This window comes from Pontibacter akesuensis (genome assembly GCF_001611675.1).
GTDB classification, from domain to species: Bacteria; Bacteroidota; Bacteroidia; order Cytophagales; family Hymenobacteraceae; genus Pontibacter; species Pontibacter akesuensis.
In genome coordinates this window covers 3,344,204-3,364,985 of record NZ_CP014766.1, presented here as the reverse complement: position 1 = coordinate 3,364,985, position 20,782 = coordinate 3,344,204, and the positions used below count along the sequence as shown (strand labels likewise).

Here is a 20,782-nt window from a genome sequence, read left to right as displayed (position 1 = left end):
AGTTACTAAAAGGGGCTGTTGAATTATTCAAAGGGTTTGTTTACTATGGATTATGCTGATCAACAATCTTCAAATATTGTTTTATAGTTTCGGCAGAAGGAATTTAAGTACTACGTGCCACTGACAATTATGAGGTAAAAGGATCTATGCGACATGTAATAATATTTTTGATGCGAATCCATACTTAGGAAACAGCAATATCAAAGGATACCTCCCCTCTTTGGCTATAAAAGCAGGAGCCACCTTACAAAAGGTGGCTCCTGCTTTTATACTCTTCCTAATATGTTAGGCTATTCCAATTCTAACAAGCCTGGGGGAGGAAGGGCATAACGTTACTTCCAACCAACGACCTCATACTTCACTCTTCTTCCTGCTCCTCATCTGTCAGCGCTTGAAGAAAAGCGATAATAGCCTCTGTTTCCTCTTCAGACAGGTTGAGCGGGTCCGGTGGCAGCGTTTGGTTATCCAGTTGTAAGCCCATCCCCTGAGCACCGCCTTTGTTGTAGAAATCCATCACTTCCTCAAGTGTTTCATATGCACCATTGTGCATGTAGGGCGCCGTTTTGGAGATGTTCCGAAGGGTTGGGGTTTTGAAGGCAAAGCGCAACTCCCCCATACCACTGTGGGTGAAACGCCCTTCGTCCGGGTCCAGCGTCGGGTGGGCAGCGTCGGGGTCTTGCAGCACGCCCAACACCTCAGCCTCGGTGTTGGTGAAGGCAGGGGCAGCGGTGCCATTGAATACAGGCATGAAATGGCAGGTACCGCACTTGGCTTTGCCCATAAACAAGTTGAATCCTTTGATCTCCTGCTCCGTCAGTTGGCTTTGCTCATCCCGCATGTGCTTATCAAAACGAGAACTAAACGGTGTGAGCGAACGGACGTAAGTGGCCAGTGCCAGCATGACGTGGCGCGGCTGTACCTCGGCCTCCATACCTGGGTAAGCCTTCTGGAAAGCCTGCACGAAGTGGGGCTGCTGGTTCAGGCGCTGGGTGGCCTCCTCCACCGAAGCATGCATTTCATCCTTGTTCCGAATCACGTCCACCGCCTGGCTCTCCAAGGTCGTGGCGCGCATGTCGTAGAACTGGGCGTGCTGCAAGCCGGCATAGTATAACGTGGGAGCATTGCGCTGCACAAACTTACCCTCCTGCAGCGCGGCACTTTTAGGCAGGCCATCGGTAAACGCCAACTCTGGCTTGTGGCAACTGCCGCAGGTACGGGTACCCCCTGACACCACCGGACTAAAAAACAGCACTTTGCCCAAGGCGATCTTATCGGGTGTTGCGGCAGCGTTTGCGGAGCCGGCAAAGGCGTCGTTGTTCAGGATGTCGGGGGAAAAAAGCGTGGCAGCCTGCGTGTTCAGCACCAGTTGATCGGGCAGCGGCATTATGCCCAGTTCTTGCTGCCAGTCGGTGATAGTGACGGTGATCGGGTTGGCAAAGCGCATGATAAAGGCCATGCGGTCGAAGCCGTTAAATGTGTTATCTTCTGAAGTATAGGCAACGGCTTCCTGCAGCAGCTGTTGCAGCTGCTTGTGCTCTCCAAAGAAGCCCAGCACCTCCTGCACGGATTGCAGCGCCACGGTCGCCTCCTGCACACCGGCATTGGTAAGAGGCGTATCGAAGCCGGAGATGCCCAGCACCATGATGCGGTATACTTCCTGCTTACAGGCATTTAATAAGTTAGCATCTTCCAGGTCAACGGCCTCCAAAATTACCCGCGCCCGGCCCAGTACCGATTTCAACTTCTTCACCTCCCGCACCAGTTCCTCCCGGTTTTCGGTATCAAACTCCGGGTAAAGGTGCTCCTCTATCACCTGCAGGCCCGAGGGCTCAAAAGCTTTAGATTCCAGCACCTCGTACTCCGGCAAGGGCGCGCCGTTTAGGGCCTTGCTGGCGGTGGGGGCATAGTATTCCGTGAACAACTCCACTTTTTTGTACCTGCGGCGCGTCTCCAGAAAGGCAAAACGAATCGAGTCTTCGCTGCCTGAGGTGGCAAGGCGCTGCAGTCGGTGCTCGACTGTTTGCTCTAGTGTATCGAGGTTGGCAAGCAGGTAAGCTTTGGCCTTTTGCGATGGCGTTTGCGGAGGCTCCGGTGAACAGAAGTACAGCAGCACACTCATCAGTCCCATCAGTACACACATGATCTTTTTCATAAACGATAACCTGTTGAAAAGCTAAAAGCAAAGCCTTCCTAAATGGTGGAAGGCCTTGCGCTGGGGGTTATTAAAGGGGAAATTGGTTCTTAACGAGGTACGTTTGACAGGATAACTGTCTGGCCACCTTCGATGTTAGACGAAACACCGCTGCCGTCCGCATTTCTGTATTTTTCGTCTCTCCAGGTGTGCGGGTGCAGGTTCAACACAAATGTTCCTGGTACGCCAATCAGGTCAGAGATATCGTACATGGCACCGTACTCCCATGAGCTCAGGCGCGTGTCGCCGGAGGGGTTATACTTAGCGCTGAAAGCTGCATCATCGCGGCGGTGGTTCATCTCCAGCATCGGTTTCAGGACCTTTGTTTTCAGGTCAAGTTGCCAGATACGGCCGTCATGCTTGTTTTCCTTGTAGAAAGAGTCGCCATCTTCCTGAATATAAGCGTAGTTCTCGGTCACGCAGATGTTATCCGGGTTCACAATGCTGTTTCCCGGGTCCTCGTTACCGTCAATTAACGGCGTGATTTTGCCTTTCAGTGGGTTTTTCGCGTCAAGTTCCAACTTGTACACACGCCCCCACATGGTTAGGCCGGGGGCTGGGTTCAGCTTATCCGGGCTCACACCGGTAGAGGTAAAGTATAAATTGCGGCTGTTGGCAGCACTGCCTTTTCCATAGTCCAGGTCCTCCACGCGGGCAAACTGGATTGCCTGCTTTGTAACAGTCTGGGAGGCCAACTGCGCCCCTGTACTGGCTTTCACATCATCATAGGCTACAAACTCCACTTCGTAAGAATTGCCTACTTCCATGTCCGTTTCCACAATGTTTCTGTCTTTGCGGCGCAGCATGTACAATTTGCCGTTCTGCAGATCGCCTACCGCATCAGACAGGTACATGTTCACCTGGCCCATGCTGTTGGCAGGGTTGCTCTCATCTTCTCCTATAAAAACAACAGTTTTTCCTGCAAAAGCGCTTTTTGGAAGTGGTACGGCATTTTCTGCGCTGCTCTTACCCAGGGCAGGCAAGGTGCGGTCGTTGCGATTCCTGTCTGCCACGCTGCCCAGCGGGTCGATGGAGTGGATCATGGATTCTATGCCGCTTTCACCTGCCGTGAGGAAAGTTGGTCCGAAGCCGTGCTCCTCGGGGGTAGCCAGCGTAGCAGAGCACAGGCGCCACATGCCTCCGGCACCGTCTACAATGTACTCGCCTTTCACGGGCTTCAGCGTCTTGTCCAGGTATACCCTCGACACAGACTGCTGTATCTCGTGGTTAGTCACCATGATGAATCCTTCGCCGTTGGGGTTCGGAATGATACCGGCTCCGTCTGGCTGCGCTCCATACACAAAGCCAGGGGATTGCTCCAGTACGTCATCACTGCTGATAAGGGTGTTGACTTTAACCTTATTGAAGCCGGAGAGTGTTTTCACTAAGGCGGGGTTAACCGAGTAATCCTTCAGCACAGCGGCAGAGGGCTTTCCCGGAGAAAACCTGTCATCGTTGCAACCTACAAGTATGGAGGAAGCGAGTGCCAGGGTTAAGCCAAGCCTGGAGAGGGAAATGTGTTTCATAGTGTTCGTTTTGGTTTATGGACAAAACTACACCTATGGTGTTACCTGAAGGTTACTGCTGTTTTACTGTTCTGTGAATATAAAAGAGGCTGCATCCTACTGCTAAACTCCTTTCTTCAGAAAATCACGGTACCAGTAGCCGGATGACTTTACAGTGCGCGCCTGTGTGGCAAAGTCGACGTGCACCAGGCCAAAGCGGGGATCGTAGCCCTCTGCCCATTCAAAGTTGTCCACTAATGACCAGACAAAATATCCCTGCACGTTAACTCCATCCTGCTTCGCTCTGAGCACCTGCGCCAGGTAACGCTGCAGAAAAGCCATTCGCTCCGGGTCGTGCACCTGTCCGTTCTGAAACTGATCTGCGAAGGCGGCACCATTCTCGGTTACAACCAGCTTTTTGATACCCTTATACTTGCCGAACTGCTGCAGCATATGGTAAATGGCCTCAGGGTAAACCTCCCAGTTCATCAAAGTATAAGGCACGCCTCTCTTTTTGGGGGATACCAGGTTCGCCTGCATAAAGGGGGTCCAGAAAGTGTACTTCACCACTTCGCGCGTGTAGTTCTGCACGCCTATAAAGTCGAAGTCAAATCTGAGCTTTCCCTCATCTCCGGGCTGCACGTACTTTTCGATGCGGCGCATGAACTTAAGGTCGTCCAGCGGATACCCCAGCCCCAGCGAAGGCTCCAAAAAGAGGCGGTTCAGAAGTGCGTCTACGCGTACGGCCGCTTTGATATCCCTTTCTTGCTGCCGGAGCGGCTCTATATAAGAGCAGGAGAAGGTGGTGCCTACCTCAGCTTCGGGCAGCAGTTGTTTTATTATTCTGCCCCCTTCTGCCTGGCACAGGGCGGCGTGGTGCACGGCCGGAATAAAGGAGCCGAATCCCCTGCGGCCGGGGGCATGCACGCCCAGAAAGTAGCCTGCGCCGGTAAACACCATCGGCTCGTTGAGCACCATCCAATGCTTCACCCTGTCCCCAAAAAGCTTTATGCACAGCGCCACATACTCCTCAAACCAGCCGACAATATCCCTGTTTGCCCAGCCACCTTTTCTTTCCAGCGCCTGTGGCAGGTCCCAGTGGTAGAGCGTGATCCAGGGGGTGATGTTCAGTTCCAGGCAATGGTCAATCAGGCGGTTGTAGTAGTCTACGCCTGCCCTATTTATTTGCCCGTGGCCTTCCGGCAGCAGGCGGGGCCAGGAAAGGGAAAAGCGGAAATTGGGAATAGCCAACGACTGCACCAGCGCCAGATCATCGGGGTACCGGTTAAAGAAATCACAAGCGTGGTTGCCGTTATGGTTCTGCTTTACCTTTCCTCTTTTGCCCGAGAACACATCCCAGATTGAAAGCCCTTTGCCTTCTGCTTCGTGTGCTCCCTCTATCTGGTAGGCCGCCGTGGAGGCACCCCATTTAAAATCTTCTCCAAAGTCTGCCCTGCTAAGCTCCGGCTGTCTCGGGGCCTGCGCGTGGTTATGTTGTGTCATATAAAAAAGCAGCGGCACCCAGTAGGTGCCTGCAGCATTAGAAGCTAAACTTTTTAAGTACTATGTATTTTCCCGTACGATGCGCTGCACAATGGCATCCGTTTCGTCCGGATAATCGACTTTAATCGGTGCTGAGTCCTCCATCCAATCATAAATGATGGAAAAATGCTTTTTCTTAAGGTTTTTAACCGTTGCAATACCCATATGCTGCAACACCGCAGCGTTGCAAACCTGCTCAAACTGGTTCTTCATGGGCACGACCAGCAGTTTTTTCTGCAGGTACAAAGCCTCTGATGCCGTACCGAAGCCAGCTGCACAAAGTACTCCCGCAGAAGAGGCCATACTTTTCAGGAACGCCTCGTTCTGAATAGGCTGAATGGACACATTCTCGTGCCGGAATGGTTCTTTGTTGTGCTTGGAGAACACCTGCCATTCTATACTCTTAAAGTTGGTAAGCTTGTTTAAGATCTTGTGGTCGTCGTGCGCGGGGAGGTACACGGTGTAGTGCCCCTGGTTGCTTACCTCCAGCGCCCGCACCTGTTGCCGGATAATGGGCGTGAAAATCGTATCATCGAACCTGGAGAAATGAAAGCCGTACTGCGCCGTGGTGGGCGAGTAGTTTTTCAGGATAAGCTTGCCCATCGGGTCTGTCTCTTTCGGCTTTGGCACCTTGGCATGCAGCACCGCCACCTGGTTGCTCAGGCCCACACAGTGTTTACGGGCTACCGCACAGGCCCAGGCCGATACAGGCTCAAAGTCTGTTATCACCAGGTCGTAATCCCGCACGGGGAGCTGGCGCGTTTCTTTGTAGAAGCTCCTGGAGTTAAGCTGGGCGAGCGTCCGCATCAGGTCCACACCGCCCCTTTTTCCGAAGATAAAGCTCAGTCCGTTCAGGCGATATTTCACAGGATAGGGAAGGCTAAGATCTACCTGGCAGCCGCTAACTAATATGTCCAGCTCGCCGCGCTGCTGCAGGGCCGGTATCACATCGAGTGCCCGGGTCAGGTGGCCGTTACCCGTGCCCTGTATCGCGTACAGGATTTTCAAGCGCGTTTCAGGTTAAATTCTACCATCAGGCTCTGAAACAGCTGTACGTTTGTCATCAACTCGTCTTCCTCCGGCTCATCAATAAGAAGCGTATCCAGGTCCTCTTTATACTTGTAAATGCGCCACTTACCCGCGTTATACTCCAGTGCAGAGAGGTTCTCGATCCAATCGCCGGAGTTTAGGTACGTGACGCTCCCTTTCTGATTATGCACTTCCCGTATTTCAGGCTGGTGAATATGCCCGCAAACCACGTATTCGTAGCCATTGGAGATGGCAATCTCAGAGGCTGTTTGCTCAAAGCTGTTAATGAATTTCACGGCGCTCTTCACACGGTTCTTGATGTTGCGCGACAAGTATACCTGCTCCCGGTTAAGCTTATGGCAAAAGAAATTGACCATTCGGTTTAGCAGAATAAGGGTGTCGTAGCCCTTTGCGCCCAGTTTCGCCAGCCACTTCGAGTGCTGCATCGTCACATCAAACACATCGCCATGGAAAAACCAGGCCTGCTTGCCGTCCAGTTCCAGCACTACTTTGTTTACCACCTGGAAAGCGCTCATTTTAAAGCCCACGAACTTGCGCAGCATTTCGTCGTGGTTGCCGGTGATGTAGTAAATCTTGGTGCCCTTGGTGATCATGCCCATCAGGTACTTGACAACCCGCATGTGCGCAGCAGGCCAGTAACTCTTGCTAAATTGCCAGATATCTATGATGTCACCGTTAAGGATAAGTACTTTGGGTTGTACACTTTTCAGATAGGCAAGCAGTTCCTTTGCGTGGCAACCGTAGGTACCGAGGTGTACATCTGAAATAACGACAACCTCTACTCTTCTTCTTTTTCTAGGCATAAAGCAGATGCGGTGCGGGTTTAGCCCCTGTTAAACTTGAATGGAGAATAAAATGAGCTAAGCCTGTACAGGAAAAAGCACAGCAGCTTCCCTGTAACAGCAGTCGAGAGTCTCTTAACCTGTTTCATATTCCTGTCTTTTATTATGGTGACTCGCCTTCGGCTCAAGCGCCTATTAACTTCCCCATAAAAATAATAGCAGGATGTTACCTGCAGGTTGTGAGAGGGTTAAGCTTTAATTAAGAATAAACTCCGAAGGAATTACCCGGGCCCGTTACAGGTGCTGTTTGGGGGAAGTCTTCGCAACTAGTATGGGATTATACTTTAAGTATGATAACTTCATAAAAAGAGAAAGCGCTCGCAGCAGCAAGCGCTCTCACTTAGAAGATCTAACCTAATATGCCCAAAGGTAGATAGGTTCTTTAGCCCGTGAAAGACGTGGCTGAAGACATAAAGATTAAATAACAAAGAGGGAAATCCTGAACAGTAAAGCTACAGACAGGAATGCAGTCGCCATGGATTAAACAAATCAGAAAAGCCAACTACAACGGATGGCTCTTTCAAACAACATGACTCGGTGAGAAACTCGATTGCAACGCATATTTTCTTCCTACTGATCAGATATATACCACTAAAAGAATGGATTACACAACCATTGCTGAAAGAATAATCAATCTTAAAAATGAAGACTTAGCACTTAGGGACAAGCTTATTAAAAATGGGCAACTGTCAGAAGGCTACAACGAGGAAATGGAGAAACTGCACAACAGCAATGCGGAGATATTAAATGAAATTATAAACACGATTGGTTACCCAACATTGGACAAAGTAGGTAAAGAAGCCAGCGAGGCCGCGTGGTTGGTCATACAGCATTCAATCGGGCAACCAGGCTTTATGAGAAAGTGTGTAAAACTTTTAGAAAGTGCCGTAAGTGAAAATAAAGCGAACCCAAGAAGCCTGGCTTACCTGACTGACCGAATTGCTGTTTATGAAGGAAGGCCGCAGCTCTATGGAACTCAATTTGATTGGGATGAAAACGGGGAATTAAGCCCCAGACCTTATGACGACTTAGCCAACGTAAATCAAAGACGAAAATCTGTCGGACTGAACACGCTTGAAGAACAGACGGATATTATGAGAGGACAGGTTAAAAGTGAAAACCAGGCCCCACCAACCGACTTAGAAAATAGGAAGCAGAAGTATGATGAATGGAGAAAAGCGGCAGGTTGGATAAAATAAACACTGCACCTAATGATGGGTTGCCAAAAGTGGGCTGCCGAACTACTGCTGCGCTAATGGAAAGCAATACTTATACTTAATTTATAAAGCGGTAGTCCTGCTAAACGTCGCCTTCGGAAATAACCGCAACGTTACCTAGCGTCATATATCCAGAACCTCCGACCTCGTAAAAACAGGTGGCCACCATTAGCGCGTGGCTTTTTGCATTTTTTAGGTAGGCAACCTTTACGGACTTTCGCAAAAAAAATTATCCTTTACAAATATAGGAATCACTATATATTACCTATATTGAGCCTCTATCTTTCCAACTAACAAAAACAAACAACAGCATGTCAAACATCTTCTCTTTCAGCGGAAGGATCCGCAGAACTGAGTACGCCGTTACTCATATCATCCTCACAACTTTAATGAGTGTCATTTTCTTTGTATTTGGTGTCTCACTTTTCGCCGGTGAGTCAGCGGCAGCCGGAGCAACGATCTTTTTCGTTGTTGCCATGCTCATGGCAAGCTGGATAAGTCTTGCTTCTGGCGCCAAGAGATGCCATGACCGCGGAAACTCTGGCTTCTTTCAGCTAATTCCATTTTACGGTCTTTGGATGCTGTTCGGTGATGGAGACCACGGAAGCAACTATTACGGAAACGACCCAAAAGGCCGCATTAGCCAAGCTGATATGTACAGAGCCGCAGTTCCTGCTCAGGAGGTTCTTGTAAGTTAAGTAAGCACCGCTTCCCTGCCTCTGATGAACTAGCAGCGGGTGACAGCAATATTATAGCAAAGCCACCTACAACGGGTGGCTTTTTCTTAATCTTTATTTCATAAAACAAACTCTACGCCCCCTCATAGCTAGCTACACATCTTACCTTACTCCGAAGATCAGACGCAGCAGCAGCCCTATAATCAGTTTATCCCGCACTACTACTTGAAGCTTGCTTGCTTTTTATCAATTTCACCACGTCATCCAGGATCATGTACAGGCAGGGCACAATCACGAGAATAATAGAGGTAGCGAAGATAATCCCAAAGCCCAGCGATATAGCCATTGGTATAAGCTGATAGGCTTGTCGGGATGTTTCAAGTATAATGGGGGTCAATCCGCCGAAGGTGGTGAGGGTGGTGAGTACGATGGGTCTGAACCTTCGGACGCCGGCTTCATGAATGGCTTCGTAGGCAGAGTGGCTACCCCGGTGCCTGTTGGCGTAGTCGATCATAATCAGCGAGTCGTTTACCACCACCCCGGAGAGAGCAATGATACCCATTAAGCTGACCAGCGAAAGGTCGTAGTCGAGCAGGATGTGCCCAATCACCGCCCCTACCACCCCAAACGGAATAGCCAGCATCACGATAATGGGCTGCACATAGCTGTTTAGCGCCACAGCCAGTAAAGAAAAGATAAGCAGCATGGCGATGATAAAGCCAGACCACAGCGCCTGCGTTGACTCCCGCATATCTGCCTGGCTTCCTTCAAAGGTCCAGGTAACCCCAGGGAAGTCGGCCCGCAGTTGGGGGAGCACCTCTTCGTTCAATGATTTCAGGACGCGGGTCTGGGCACTTGCTGGTTCCACGTCCATTCCCACGTTTACCACCCTGCGTCCGTCGCGCCTGTTGATGTTTGTGAACGTCTCTCCTTCGGTTACTTTTACCACATTCAGCAAAGGGACAGACGTGCCATCGGGTGCCCGCACGATGAACTCCTCCAGGTTGTACATGTCCTTGCGCTCTTCCTCCGGCAACTTCACCCGGATTTCCGTTTCATTGATGCCACGGAGCTGCCGCATGGCCAGGGCACCGAAAAAGGCATCACGCACCTGCTGCCCTACCCCGGAGGGTGTAAAGCCAAGGCTTCTGCCTTCCGGCAACAGCTCGAAGCCCAGTTGTACTTTGCCCATGTTGAAGTTATCGCTGATGTCGCGGGTTTCCGCAAACGACTCCACCCGCTCTACAAAAGCTTCGCTAGCCCTCTCCAGCATTTCAATGTCGGTATGGCTTAGGTCTATACTTATGTCCTGACGCGCACCGCCCGGACCCCGCTCCGCCTCGAATGTAATCTGGTCGACACCCTCAATATCACCGATTTCTTCACGCCACAAGGCAATTAGCTCTTTGGCCGTCATGTCGATCTCATCCGGAGGTTTCATCACAATTTCCACATCGATAAAGTCTTTGCCACGGACATTTGTTTTGATGCCCTCGGCTACCTCGTACAGGTTGTGCTCTTCGAACATGCGGCGCGTAGAGTTGGTAACTTCAATGGCAACTTTAGCGGCCTGATCAGTGGTAGTGCCTACCGGCAACCGTACGGCGCACTCTATTTCATCGGCAGCCAGTTCAGGCATCAGCACCATGCCCATGTGGTCGCTGTAGCCGTAGCCGCCAACTAAAAGCAACAAGGCAAGTGCAGCAGCGAAGGTAATATACCTGTTGCGCAAGCACACATCCAGAAAGGGCTCATAGCGCTTGTTTGCAAACCGGCTGAAGGCATCGGCTATAGAATTTTGCCAGCTCTCCAGCTTCCGTATGGCTTTGGAGTTGTTTTCTTTTGGCTTGTGCGCCACGTGTGAGGGAAGTATGTACAGTGCTTCGAAAAGGGATACGGCCAGCACCGCTATTACCACCACCGGTAAAGGCCACCAGTATTTACCCGTCTCCCCGGGCATAAAAAGCAGCGGCACAAAGGCAATGATGGTGGTGAGGATACTGAAGATGACAGGCTTGGAAACATCCTTCGCTCCAAGTATGGCGGCGTCCATGTAGCTGTAGCCCTTCTGCCGGTACGCATACACATTCTCTCCCACCACAATGGCATCATCCACCACAATACCCATCACAATCAGGAAGCCGAACATCGAGATCATGTTGATGCTGATATCCATGACGGGCAACAACACCATGGCCCCGATAAAGGATATCACCATACCCATCATCACCCAGAACGCCAGCCGGTACTCCAGGAACAGCCCCAGGATCACCATCACAATCACGATCGCCATTAACCCGTTCTCCGTTAAAAGCGACAAACGCTCCCGAAAGTCTTCTGCCCTGTTTGTGTCAATGCGAATGTTCACGCCGGGTGGCAGGGATTGCTCGAAGTCTGCGATAATTTCCTTTACAAGCTCCTCTATCTCCAGGGGAGACTGCTTGCCTGTGCGAAATATTTCCAGGTCTACGGTATTTTGCTGGTTGAACTGCCCATGAAAGCCTGTTTCCTCAAATCCGTCGGTTACTGTGGCGATGTCGCCGAGCTTTACCGTGGCACCCGACGCTGAAGAAATGATATCGATGTTAGCAAGTTCTTCAGCCCAGAGCTTCCGCTCCTCCATCCGGAGCAGCACTTCGCCGGCCTGTGTTTCGATGGAGCCCGCCGGAACATCCTCGCTGGAATTGCGGATAATGTCGGCTACCTGGCCCAGTGTGAAGTTATACTCCCGCAGCGTGTGCTCCGGAATCTCCACGTGCGTCACAAAGTCGGGCACGTTGCCTATCTCTACCTGTGTGATTTCGTCGTTGCTCAGCAGCCTGTTACGCAGTCTTTCGGCAAGTATGCGCAGCGTCCATACATCCACATCCCCGAACAGCCCGATCTGCATCACGTCCTGCCGCTGGTCCAGCAGCGTTACCTGAGGTTGTTCTATATCATCCGGAAAGGTCTGGATACGGCTTACGGCCTGGTCGATGTCCTGGAAAACCTTCATCCTGTCAGAGCCGGGGACCAGCTCCACCGTAACGGTACCGGAGCCTTCGTTGGCAACAGACGTTACCTCTTTTATACCCTGCACCCCTTTAATGGCTTCCTCCACCGGCAACACGATTCCCTGCTCTGTTTCGGTTGGTGCAGCGCCGGGGTACACCACACTTATTTCTACATAGTCTAGCTGGAACTGCGGGAAAACCTCTTTCTGCATGTTATACATCGTCCAGATACCACCGCCCACCAGTAAAAACATCAGCAGGTTAGTGATGATGCGGTTGCGGGCCATAAAGGCGATGGCGCCCTTCTGTGTGTCTTCAGCCGGTTTCGCTTGCTCTTCCATACTTCGTTACTCCTTATCCTCTTCTCCTGCCGTGGTATCCTGTGCCGCTCCTCCTCTTTCTGTACGTAATTTAGACCCTTCCACCACAGTGGATAAGTCTGTGGTTACAACCCTATCGCCATCCGAAAGGCCTTTGCTGATATAGGCGTAAGTGGCGTCATCAAAAAGGACGTCTACTTTCCGGATATTCAGTTTGCCGTCTTTCATCACCCAAACCGTGTTCCCTTGCCTTAGGTAATCGCGGCTAAGCCGGATGACGTTTGGTATTTCCTTCGCCTGAATGTGCACTTCCACAAAAGTGCCGATAATCAAAGGGGGAACGGTGTCGGCGGCTGTTTGCCGTGCCAGCGGATCGGGAACGGAAATGAGCACTCGTGCCAGCCGAGTTTGCGTATCGAGAGCACCTACCAGGCGGAACAGCTTTCCTTTTCTGTACTGCCCGGCAGCCCAGCTGGTGGCGTTTATGACTTTTACATTTGATCCGGCATTGGCTTCGTTTTCAGAGAAAGTGAGCCAGTTTACCTTCGCAACGGGTACATTGGCCGCTACCCAATACTTTTCCATTCCTACCAGTCGCCCTAGCTCCGCACCCGGCGCCAGTTGGGATCCTACATTGGCATTTCGGCTAAGGATATGAGCATCAAACGGCGCCCGGATGGTGGTACGCTGCAGGTTCAGTCGTGCCTGGTCTACTGCAGCTTCCGCCGCAGCTATCCTGGCTTTGGCTGCATCCAGCTGGGGTTTGCGAAGCACTAAATCCTGGTTATTTGCAGGAAGCGCTTCGCCAATTAATTCATAGTCCTTGCGGGCCACCTCCTGCCTGCCCATCTCCACGCTTAGATCCGTTTTGGCTAACTGCAGGTCACTCTTCCGAAGCTGCAGCGTGTTCCGGTAATCAGCAGGGTTGATCTGCAGTAGCACTTCGCCCTTATCGACAAAGGAACCCGGTGCGAAGTCTTCTGCAATACGCACCACTTCCCCGCCTACCTGTGTGCTTAAGGTAATGTCTTTGGCGGGCTGCACGGTTCCAGTTGCCACTACGGTGGGGGTATAACTGCCCCGGTTTACCTCTACCACATCCACCAGCATGGCCGTGGTTATACTTGCTCCTTCGCGCTGCGCTTCCGGTGCCGTCATAAACACAACCAGGGTTATGGCAGCACTTACCAGAAGTATGGCGGCACTGATTAGGAATGTCTTCTTTTTGGTCATTTAAAGGCGCTGTATACGGTTCACATCTGTGCTACAATTCCTGAGTTTCTTCCCCTGATTCAACTTCCCTTTCTGTTTCAAAACCACCGGCCAGGGCCCTGTACAACTCAATTCTTATTTCGAGCAGGCCCAGCCTTGTATTTACTAACTCCCTTCGCAGCTGTTGCAGCTGATTGAGCGTCACCAGCACATCGAGGTAGGGAGTAAACCCATTCAGGTACTCTATCCGCAGCTGTCCATAGGTTTTTTCAGCCAGCTCCACCTGTTTTGCTATTACTTCGATTTGCTGGACTTGTTTTGTCTCCCGCACGAGGGCGTTTTCTATTTCCTGAAAAGCAATTAGCACCGTTTGCCCATAGTCGTTCAGTTGCTGCTGCCGGATGGCTTCTGCCTGATCGACCTGTGCGCTTAACCTGCCGCCGTAGAACAAAGGGGCCAATAGACTGCTTCCAATCGAGATAGCCTGTGATTGGGCTAGTCCGATTAAGTCGTTGGACCGAAGGGCGGCATTAAGTGATAAAGTCAGGCGGGGGTATTTGTTGCTGATGGCGGCGGCTACTTCCCTGTCTGTGGCCTGGAGCAGGTAAAAGGAGCTTTGCACATCGGGCCTGCGGTTGACAAGCTGGAGCGGCACACCGGTCTGGGGCAATGGCGGCAGGTCGGGTAATTGGGCGGGAACCGTTGCCATCTCGCCGGGCGGTTGGCCAAGCAGCACGGAAAGCTGATTCTCCAGCAACTCCCGCTGCAGTTCGAGTGTTATTCGTTGCTGCATTGTGTTTTCGATGAGCTGCTGCTGCCGCAGCACGTCAACGCCCCGCACCTGTCCGCTGGCAAACCTGTTCCGGATGAGCGCCAGCACCTGTTCGTTCGTTTCCAGTTGCTCGTCTACCAGCTCCAGCTGAATGCTGTTCGCTTTCAGCCTGAACCAGGCCAGGGCAACTTCGCTGGTAAGGGTAACGGCCGCCGTTTTGTAGTCGTAGTAACTGGCCTGGAACCGGTACTCCTCCGCATGCACGCTATACCTAATCCGGCCCCACAGATCGGCTTCGTAGCTCGCCCCCAGGCGCAGCTGCGTATTTTCTCCTCCGGCAAAATCAGGTTCCGGGCGGCTGACCCCAGACTGTAACTGCAGAAATAAGTCGGGCACTCTTGCCGATGAGGCAATCTCCACCACGGCCCGGGCTTCATCAACTTGATACCATGCTATTTTTAAGGGTAAGTTGGCTTCCAGGGCGGAGTCGACAAGTATGTTCAGTGTTGGGTCGTTGAAAGTTAGCCACCACCTGTCAGGCACTGCTGTTTCGCCGGCCAGGGAGAACTCCTGCTTTGGCTCATAGGGCAACTGAACTTCCGCTACTTTCCGTGAACATCCGGATAAATAAAACAAGGTACAGATGCATACGACAAACCTGACCGGTAAGAAGACTACCGGGGCGTTGGGAGCACCATATGTAAACCTGCCGTCTTTCAATTTGCTTGTACCGGACGCATCTAATGATCAATCGGGTTGAGGTACAGGCCTTTGTTTTGCCTTGTACAACTCATTTAACCACCACCAGCTGCTTAAGGTTATACTTGGCTATCAACCTGCTAAGCATAAAAATTACGCTAGCACCCAAGACCAAACTGAAAAAAGGGAGGGATAGTGGGTTGAACGGCAAATACTACGCTCATCATGTCCCTGCGGAAGTGAGTTTCAGGAGCTATTTTCCCTGGGGAATGGTACTCGCTTGGGTTAATAGCAGGAAATCAAAAACGTGTGCAAATAAAAAAGCCACTTACCGATTTTACTCGTAAGTGGCTGATTGTGAAGTGGGCCCACCTGGAATCGAACCAGGCACCTACTGATTATGAGTCAGTTGCTCTAACCGAATGAGCTATAGGCCCGTTCCCTCTAAAGAATGTGCTTCCTTTGTATTTGGGAGTGCAATTTTACATATTTGCATTCAATAATTCAAACACAATTCAGATATTTTTTCGTGGACTTCAAGCAAATCAAGAATATAATCTTCGACCTCGGCGGGGTCATCATTAACATCGACTACGGCAAAAGCATACAACACCTTCAGCAGCTGTGCAAAGACAACTGCAATATCGCCTTTAGTCAAAAAGAGCAGTCGCACCTTTTCGACCTTTTTGAAACAGGAGTCAGTTCGAACGAGGAATTCCGCAACAACCTGCGCCAGACGTACCAGATCGACGCGACGGATGAGCAGATCGACGACGCCTGGAACGCCATGCTGCTGGACATTCCGCAGGAGCGCATTGACCTGTTGCTGGAGTTGGGAAAGCATTACCGTATTTTCCTGCTGAGCAACACCAACGCCATCCACATGAAGCGCTTTAACGAGATTGTGGAACACAGCTTCACTATCCCGAGCCTCGACTCGCTGTTCGACAAGAGCTATTACTCGCACCTGGTGGGCAAACGCAAGCCCGATGCCGCCATCTTTGAGCAGGTGCTGGCCGAGAACGGTTTGGAGAAGGCAGAAACACTGTTTATAGATGATAGCATCCAGCACATCGAGAGCGCCCGCAATGTAGGTCTTCAGACTTTGCACCTGCAACCGCCGCTCACCATCAACCAAGTTTTTGCGGATGTCGTTAGCTAAGCCGCAGCAGAACTATTGGTTACACCTGCTCCTGTTCTGCCTCACGTTGGTGACCACCACCATTGCCGGGGCAGAATGGACGTTTGGAAAACTTTTTTTCCTCGGGCCGCAGGGTTTCACCTGGACGGGCACGCTTACCCAAGCAGAGTTTATTGGTGGGCTATACTTCTCGTTGCCCTTCCTGGGGGTACTAACAGTACATGAGTTCGGACATTACTTTACGGCCCGCCATTATCGCACCGCTGTTACACTGCCCTACTATATTCCGCTTTGGTTCGGTATAACGGCATCTATTGGCACGATGGGGGCTTTTATTCGGATAAAGGAGCGCATCTTCTCGCGCCAGCAGTTCTTTGATATCGGCATTGCCGGTCCGCTGGCGGGCTTTGTAGTGGCCGTTCCGTTGCTATACTACGCTTTTACGCACCTGCCGCCGCCCGAGTATATTTTTTCTGTCCATCCAGAGTATCAAAAATATGGGTTGGATTATGCCCAATATGTATACCAGGACGTGTTTGGAAGCTTCTCGATCGGCAGTAACCTGCTGTTTATGTTCTTCGAGCAGTTTGTGGCCGATCCTGCGCTGCTGCCGAACCAGTATGAGGTTATCCATTACCCGCTGGTGTTCGCCGGCTACCTGGCCCTGTTCTTCACGGCGCTAAACCTGCTCCCGATCGGACAGTTGGACGGCGGGCACATCCTGTACGGCCTGATAGGCTACAGGCGTTTTAACCAGCTCTCGCCTATCTTCTTCAGCCTGTTTATACTTTATGCCGGCTTAGGGGTAATATCGCCTTACAGCAAGCCGGTGTGGTCGGAGGAGTTGCTGGTTGTTTTTGGACCATTCACCTACTGGGCCTTTTTAAAGCTGCTGGACTCCCGGAAGTTTGCCATGCCCGCTACCCTGCTCCTGCTTTCGCTGCAGTATACGCTGGCCGATTTATTTCCTGAGATAGCAGCGTACATCTGGCTATGGACTTTTTATGTGCTCTACCTGGTGTTTGTGCTGCAGCCCGCCACTCCCAAACTGAAGTATAGCCTACTGCTGGCTGCCCTGGTGCTGTTGCTGCAGGTGCTTATTTCCCTGGCTTTCCCGGACGCGGATGGCTACAGCGGCTGGCTGGTGTTCGGCATTCTGCTTTCGCGCCTGATGGGAATCTTCCACCCTTCCTGCCCCGATGAGCGGCCACTCTCGCCTGCACGTAAGGTGCTGGGCGTACTCGCGTTTGTGGTGTTCCTGCTTTGCTTCAGCCCATCACCGTTCATAATCGAGTAGCATTTCACTGCGCTGTTGCCAGATGCCCGCAGGAGCTCCGTACACGGCCAGACCTTTGTTGTCGAACTTTTCAGGGCAGTACGGGAAAAAGGTCAAAGCAAAAAGAAGCCTGCAGCATTTTGTGCTGCAGGCTTCTTTGTTTCTGCCTAGTTACAGGCATAGTTAATTTAAGCTTTACTATTTAGTCAGGATCATGCGATTTGTGAACACCTTGTTTCCAGCCTTTACACGATAGATATAAGTGCCAACTGGTAACTTGCTGCCATCGAACTCTACCGTGTGCTTACCGGCTTTTACTGTTTCGGCAACCAGTGTGCCAACCTTCTTACCCAGCACATCATAAACCTCCACCTGTACCGGGCCATCCTGCGGCACCACATAGCTGATGGTAGCTTTGCCAGTGAATGGGTTCGGATAGCTGAACACGCGCTCCTCCAAACTACCAACGGCTACTGCGTTAGAAGTGCTTGTGCTGGCAAGAGGCTGCGTAGCGGCATTCCACTGTGCATGTGTGCGGGTGATGATTACGGCAAAGTCAGCACGGGTAACATCCTGCAATGGCTTGAATGTAGCGTGCAGTGTTGGCTGCAGATCATAAGGACCTTGTGTAACACTGTAGTAAGCGTTGATCAGGTTCAGCTCCAGCGCCACGCTCACATAACCCTCCAAACCGGCAGGAATGTCTTTCGCATCCTCTATAGGGTAGCTCTTACCGTCTACTGCTACTGTTGGTGTTTTACCGTTGCGCTCCACGGCAAAGTTCTGCAAGCCCAATGCCTGCACAAGCGAGTAAGCCACTTCTGCACGGCTTACTTTGCCGGTAGGAGCGAACTTGCCAGGTGCAGCAGGAAGCATAATGCCATTGAACTTATGCTCCTGATCGCGCAGGGCACCACCTTTGGCTACAATTGACTCAACCAACAGGTTTCTGTCTCTCACGTCCGTCATAGTAAAGGCACCATTTACAGGCAGGAACTGGCGGATGCCCTCTCCCATCATCAGGTAGTCTGCCATGTCTATGCGCTTCAGCAGCTCGTCCGGCTTGTAGCCACCTCCTGCCAAACCATCCGCCAAACGGGAACTTACTGCCATTTTGATCGAAGCCTCTGCCGGGTGCCCCGCAATGTCATTTAGTCCTGAGGTACCGGCTGCAGTCATCTTGTTGATTACGCCGCTGATTTTCTCAGGGAAAGCAACCCCATTCAAACCGGAAATCTCCGCTGTCCAGGTACCGGCTTCAGGAGAGGCTATAGCCACGCCACGGTCGTAGCTCAAAGCAAAAAGCACAGGTATACCAGCACTTGTTCTTACACCGCTAGGCGAGATAAGCGACAGCCTTACCGGGTTTCCAGTCTCCCCTTCAACACCAGTGGCTTTAATTTTCGCCTCGATGCTTGTCGTACCTTCTGCCACGCTGAAAGTATAAATGTTGGTAGCAGTGGTAGCAGGGTTATAATCTATGGAGAAGTTTTCTGCAACGTTGTTTGCATTTACATTACTGTTGAAAGTTCTGGTCAGGTTAAGCGTGGAGCCATAAGGCGCAGCCGCTCTGAAGGATCTGTCGATTGCGGCATAGGCGTTTACATAACCGGCACCTACCTCCCATGATTCTCTGCCAGGAACGTTAGAAGCAGTTTGCTGTAGAATCGCCTTCACTTGTGCCACCGTCAGCGATGGGTTCGCATCCAGCATCAGCGCCACAATACCAGCCACATGCGGCGCTGCCATAGATGTACCGCTCATGTGCGTGTAGTAGGGCACGTGGGCAGGGTCCAGTTCTGTGGCATCCTTATCAGCAGACAAAGAAGAAACCGGTGCGATTACTCTTGCAGCAATAATGTCAACGCCCGGAGATGTTACTGTTGGGCGATCCTGCCAGGTATAAGTTTCTCCATCGAGCGTGAAAGAACCGCCTTTGCCCTCTATGCCCCTGGAAGAGAAATCTGCCAAACGGCCGGACTTGTCGCCAGCAGCCACGGCAATTACCCACGGCGCTTTCTTGTACTGGCCAGTCATGGTGCCAGAGCTTGGGCCTGAGTTACCGGCAGAGAATACCACCACGATGTTTCTATCCACACAACGCTTTGTCGCCAGCGTAATCGGGTCAGCAGGGTTCACGTCTGTGCCTGTGTCGCTTGTAGTACCGAAAGAGTTTGTGATGACGCGGATGTTGTACTGCGCCTGGTTGATCAACGCATAGTCGAAGCCAGACAGTACATCCAGCAGCAGCAGGGCAGCGCCTGAACCGTAGCCGATAAGATCAGCACCTGGAGCAACACCAGTATACTTGCCCGTTGAAGCCTGGCCAGTACCACCTACAATACCGGCAACGTGCGTGCCGTGGCCGCCAGTAGCATCGGTGTTCGGGATGTTCTCGATGGGCGTGTACGGCAGTATGGCAGAGAGTGCATTCAGGTTAGTGGCCGCCGTTACGTTCTGCTTCAGGTTCTTGCCGAACTGCAGGTCAGGGTGTGTTCCGTCTACCCCGCTGTCGTTCACAAGCACGCCGATTCCTTTACCTGACACAGGCAATCCACCATTCTGGGTGGTGAAGGCCATCTCGTTACGCGCTTTTTCTACACCTGTAAGGGCGGTGGCAGCGTTATTCTCATACTTCAGCGATTCGTTCAGGTAAATGGAAAGCACCCTTGGGTTTCTGGCAAGCGCTTCTACCTGCGAGGCAGTGGCGATAGCACCAGCAATGGGCAGGGCCCTAAGTGTGAGACCCTTTGTGATTCCTAACTGGGTAAGGGCGGCAATATCAAGAAGAGCAGGGGCTCCCTCTCCTTTAAAGGTAACTACAACCTGCACAGGGGTTATCCTGTCTGTAAGGGCTGTCTTAAGCTTTGAATCTACGTAAGCCTGCGCGAATACGGCGTTTACCATGAGCAGGTACATAGCTGCTACTGCTAAGATTTTCTTCATAAAGGTTAAGAGTAAAGTTTGGACATATATAGTTTAAGGTGAAATGTTCGGTAGATACGAAGCAACTATGCCTGCTGGACTTTGGCTCCATTAAAAAAATAACATATGCTATATACGTCCCTTTCCCTTCTGAAAAATTAAACTATTAGAACAGAATATTTGGCTTTACCCGATTTTTCAGACAAACTCACCCCTTCAAGCAACCGCCTGTAAGACAATTTTTTACATGTTTAAACACAGGACGTACAACTTCAAATAAACCCGATTAACTATTACTGTCGGCTACACTATTTCAAGCTAGCGGAAGAAGAAAGAGGAATGGTGCTTTAGGTAGATGAGTCTTTATACTTGATGAGCGTACTGTAAAACAAAAAGGCAGAAAGAAGTAATTCTTTCTGC

The 20,782-nt window shown here is 51.3% G+C and carries 13 protein-coding genes and 1 tRNA gene; 4 read left to right on the top strand and 10 right to left on the bottom strand.

All coding sequences use genetic code 11. The features are described from left to right. Positions 1-358: 358 nt before the first annotated feature. The 5 genes from A0W33_RS14275 to A0W33_RS14255 form a co-directional block, all read right to left on the bottom strand. A complete protein-coding gene (locus A0W33_RS14275; RefSeq protein WP_068838815.1) occupies positions 359-2,152 on the bottom strand; it encodes a cytochrome-c peroxidase in 1,794 nt (597 codons plus the stop codon). An 89-nt stretch (positions 2,153-2,241) separates the two neighbouring features. After that, the gene (locus A0W33_RS14270; protein ID WP_068838814.1) at positions 2,242-3,717 is read right to left on the bottom strand and encodes a PhoX family protein; all 1,476 of its coding nucleotides are present in this window, start codon (positions 3,715-3,717) and stop codon (positions 2,242-2,244) included. A 102-nt stretch (positions 3,718-3,819) separates the two neighbouring features. Further along, positions 3,820-5,199: a GH1 family beta-glucosidase gene (locus A0W33_RS14265; protein WP_068840145.1), complete on the bottom strand. Its 1,380-nt coding sequence runs from the start codon at positions 5,197-5,199 to the stop codon at positions 3,820-3,822. A 60-nt stretch (positions 5,200-5,259) separates the two neighbouring features. Next, the gene (locus tag A0W33_RS14260; RefSeq protein WP_068838813.1) at positions 5,260-6,246 is read right to left on the bottom strand and encodes a glycosyltransferase family protein; all 987 of its coding nucleotides are present in this window, start codon (positions 6,244-6,246) and stop codon (positions 5,260-5,262) included. After that, complete coding sequence (locus A0W33_RS14255) at positions 6,243-7,091, bottom strand: UDP-2,3-diacylglucosamine diphosphatase (protein WP_068838812.1); 849 nt, start codon at positions 7,089-7,091, stop codon at positions 6,243-6,245. Before A0W33_RS14255 ends, A0W33_RS14260 begins: the two co-directional genes overlap by 4 nt. Before the next feature lie 638 nt (positions 7,092-7,729). Here A0W33_RS14255 and A0W33_RS14250 point away from each other — a divergent pair. Continuing rightward, positions 7,730-8,329 carry a DUF6624 domain-containing protein gene (locus A0W33_RS14250; protein ID WP_068838811.1) on the top strand — a complete coding sequence of 200 codons (600 nt, stop codon included), beginning with the start codon at positions 7,730-7,732 and terminating at the stop codon, positions 8,327-8,329. Between the two features lie 329 nt (positions 8,330-8,658). Further along, a complete protein-coding gene (locus A0W33_RS14245) occupies positions 8,659-9,045 on the top strand; it encodes a DUF805 domain-containing protein (RefSeq protein WP_068838810.1) in 387 nt (128 codons plus the stop codon). Positions 9,046-9,232: 187 nt separating this feature from the next. Here A0W33_RS14245 and A0W33_RS14240 read toward each other — a convergent pair whose 3' ends face one another. From A0W33_RS14240 to A0W33_RS14220, 4 genes are all read right to left on the bottom strand, one after another. Next, positions 9,233-12,358, bottom strand: coding sequence for an efflux RND transporter permease subunit (locus A0W33_RS14240; protein ID WP_068838809.1), 3,126 nt, complete (start codon positions 12,356-12,358; stop codon positions 9,233-9,235). Positions 12,359-12,364: 6 nt separating this feature from the next. Then, positions 12,365-13,570 carry an efflux RND transporter periplasmic adaptor subunit gene (locus tag A0W33_RS14235; protein WP_068838808.1) on the bottom strand — a complete coding sequence of 402 codons (1,206 nt, stop codon included), beginning with the start codon at positions 13,568-13,570 and terminating at the stop codon, positions 12,365-12,367. 31 nt (positions 13,571-13,601) lie between these two features. Further along, positions 13,602-14,912, bottom strand: coding sequence for a TolC family protein (locus tag A0W33_RS14230; protein WP_172798122.1), 1,311 nt, complete (start codon positions 14,910-14,912; stop codon positions 13,602-13,604). 471 nt (positions 14,913-15,383) lie between these two features. After that, a tRNA-Ile gene (locus A0W33_RS14220) sits at positions 15,384-15,457 on the bottom strand. Positions 15,458-15,549: 92 nt separating this feature from the next. On the opposite strand from A0W33_RS14220, the gene A0W33_RS14215 reads away from it, so the two are divergent. Both A0W33_RS14215 and A0W33_RS14210 read left to right on the top strand, forming a co-directional pair. Then, a complete protein-coding gene (locus tag A0W33_RS14215) occupies positions 15,550-16,182 on the top strand; it encodes an HAD family hydrolase (RefSeq protein ID WP_068838805.1) in 633 nt (210 codons plus the stop codon). Next, complete coding sequence (locus A0W33_RS14210; RefSeq protein WP_068838804.1) at positions 16,169-17,458, top strand: site-2 protease family protein; 1,290 nt, start codon at positions 16,169-16,171, stop codon at positions 17,456-17,458. The genes A0W33_RS14215 and A0W33_RS14210 overlap by 14 nt, the downstream gene beginning before the upstream one ends. A 177-nt stretch (positions 17,459-17,635) precedes the next feature. On the opposite strand, the gene A0W33_RS14205 is transcribed toward A0W33_RS14210, so the two are convergent. Beyond that, entirely contained in the window at positions 17,636-20,383 is a 2,748-nt protein-coding gene (locus A0W33_RS14205) for a S8/S53 family peptidase (protein ID WP_068838803.1), read from the bottom strand. Positions 20,384-20,782: the final 399 nt, after the last annotated feature.

What these genes read in the sequence shown, in the direction of transcription:
- A0W33_RS14240 (WP_068838809.1), bottom strand. Translation starts at nt 12,358, where the DNA reads ATGGAAGAGCAAGCGAAACCGGCTGAAGACACACAGAAGGGCGCCATC.
- A0W33_RS14250 (WP_068838811.1), top strand. Translation starts at nt 7,730, where the DNA reads ATGGATTACACAACCATTGCTGAAAGAATAATCAATCTTAAAAATGAA.
- A0W33_RS14270 (WP_068838814.1), bottom strand. Translation starts at nt 3,717, where the DNA reads ATGAAACACATTTCCCTCTCCAGGCTTGGCTTAACCCTGGCACTCGCT.
- A0W33_RS14235 (WP_068838808.1), bottom strand. Translation starts at nt 13,570, where the DNA reads ATGACCAAAAAGAAGACATTCCTAATCAGTGCCGCCATACTTCTGGTA.
- A0W33_RS14265 (WP_068840145.1), bottom strand. Translation starts at nt 5,199, where the DNA reads ATGACACAACATAACCACGCGCAGGCCCCGAGACAGCCGGAGCTTAGC.
- A0W33_RS14245 (WP_068838810.1), top strand. Translation starts at nt 8,659, where the DNA reads ATGTCAAACATCTTCTCTTTCAGCGGAAGGATCCGCAGAACTGAGTAC.
- A0W33_RS14205 (WP_068838803.1), bottom strand. Translation starts at nt 20,383, where the DNA reads ATGAAGAAAATCTTAGCAGTAGCAGCTATGTACCTGCTCATGGTAAAC.
- A0W33_RS14275 (WP_068838815.1), bottom strand. Translation starts at nt 2,152, where the DNA reads ATGAAAAAGATCATGTGTGTACTGATGGGACTGATGAGTGTGCTGCTG.
- A0W33_RS14255 (WP_068838812.1), bottom strand. Translation starts at nt 7,091, where the DNA reads ATGCCTAGAAAAAGAAGAAGAGTAGAGGTTGTCGTTATTTCAGATGTA.
- A0W33_RS14210 (WP_068838804.1), top strand. Translation starts at nt 16,169, where the DNA reads ATGTCGTTAGCTAAGCCGCAGCAGAACTATTGGTTACACCTGCTCCTG.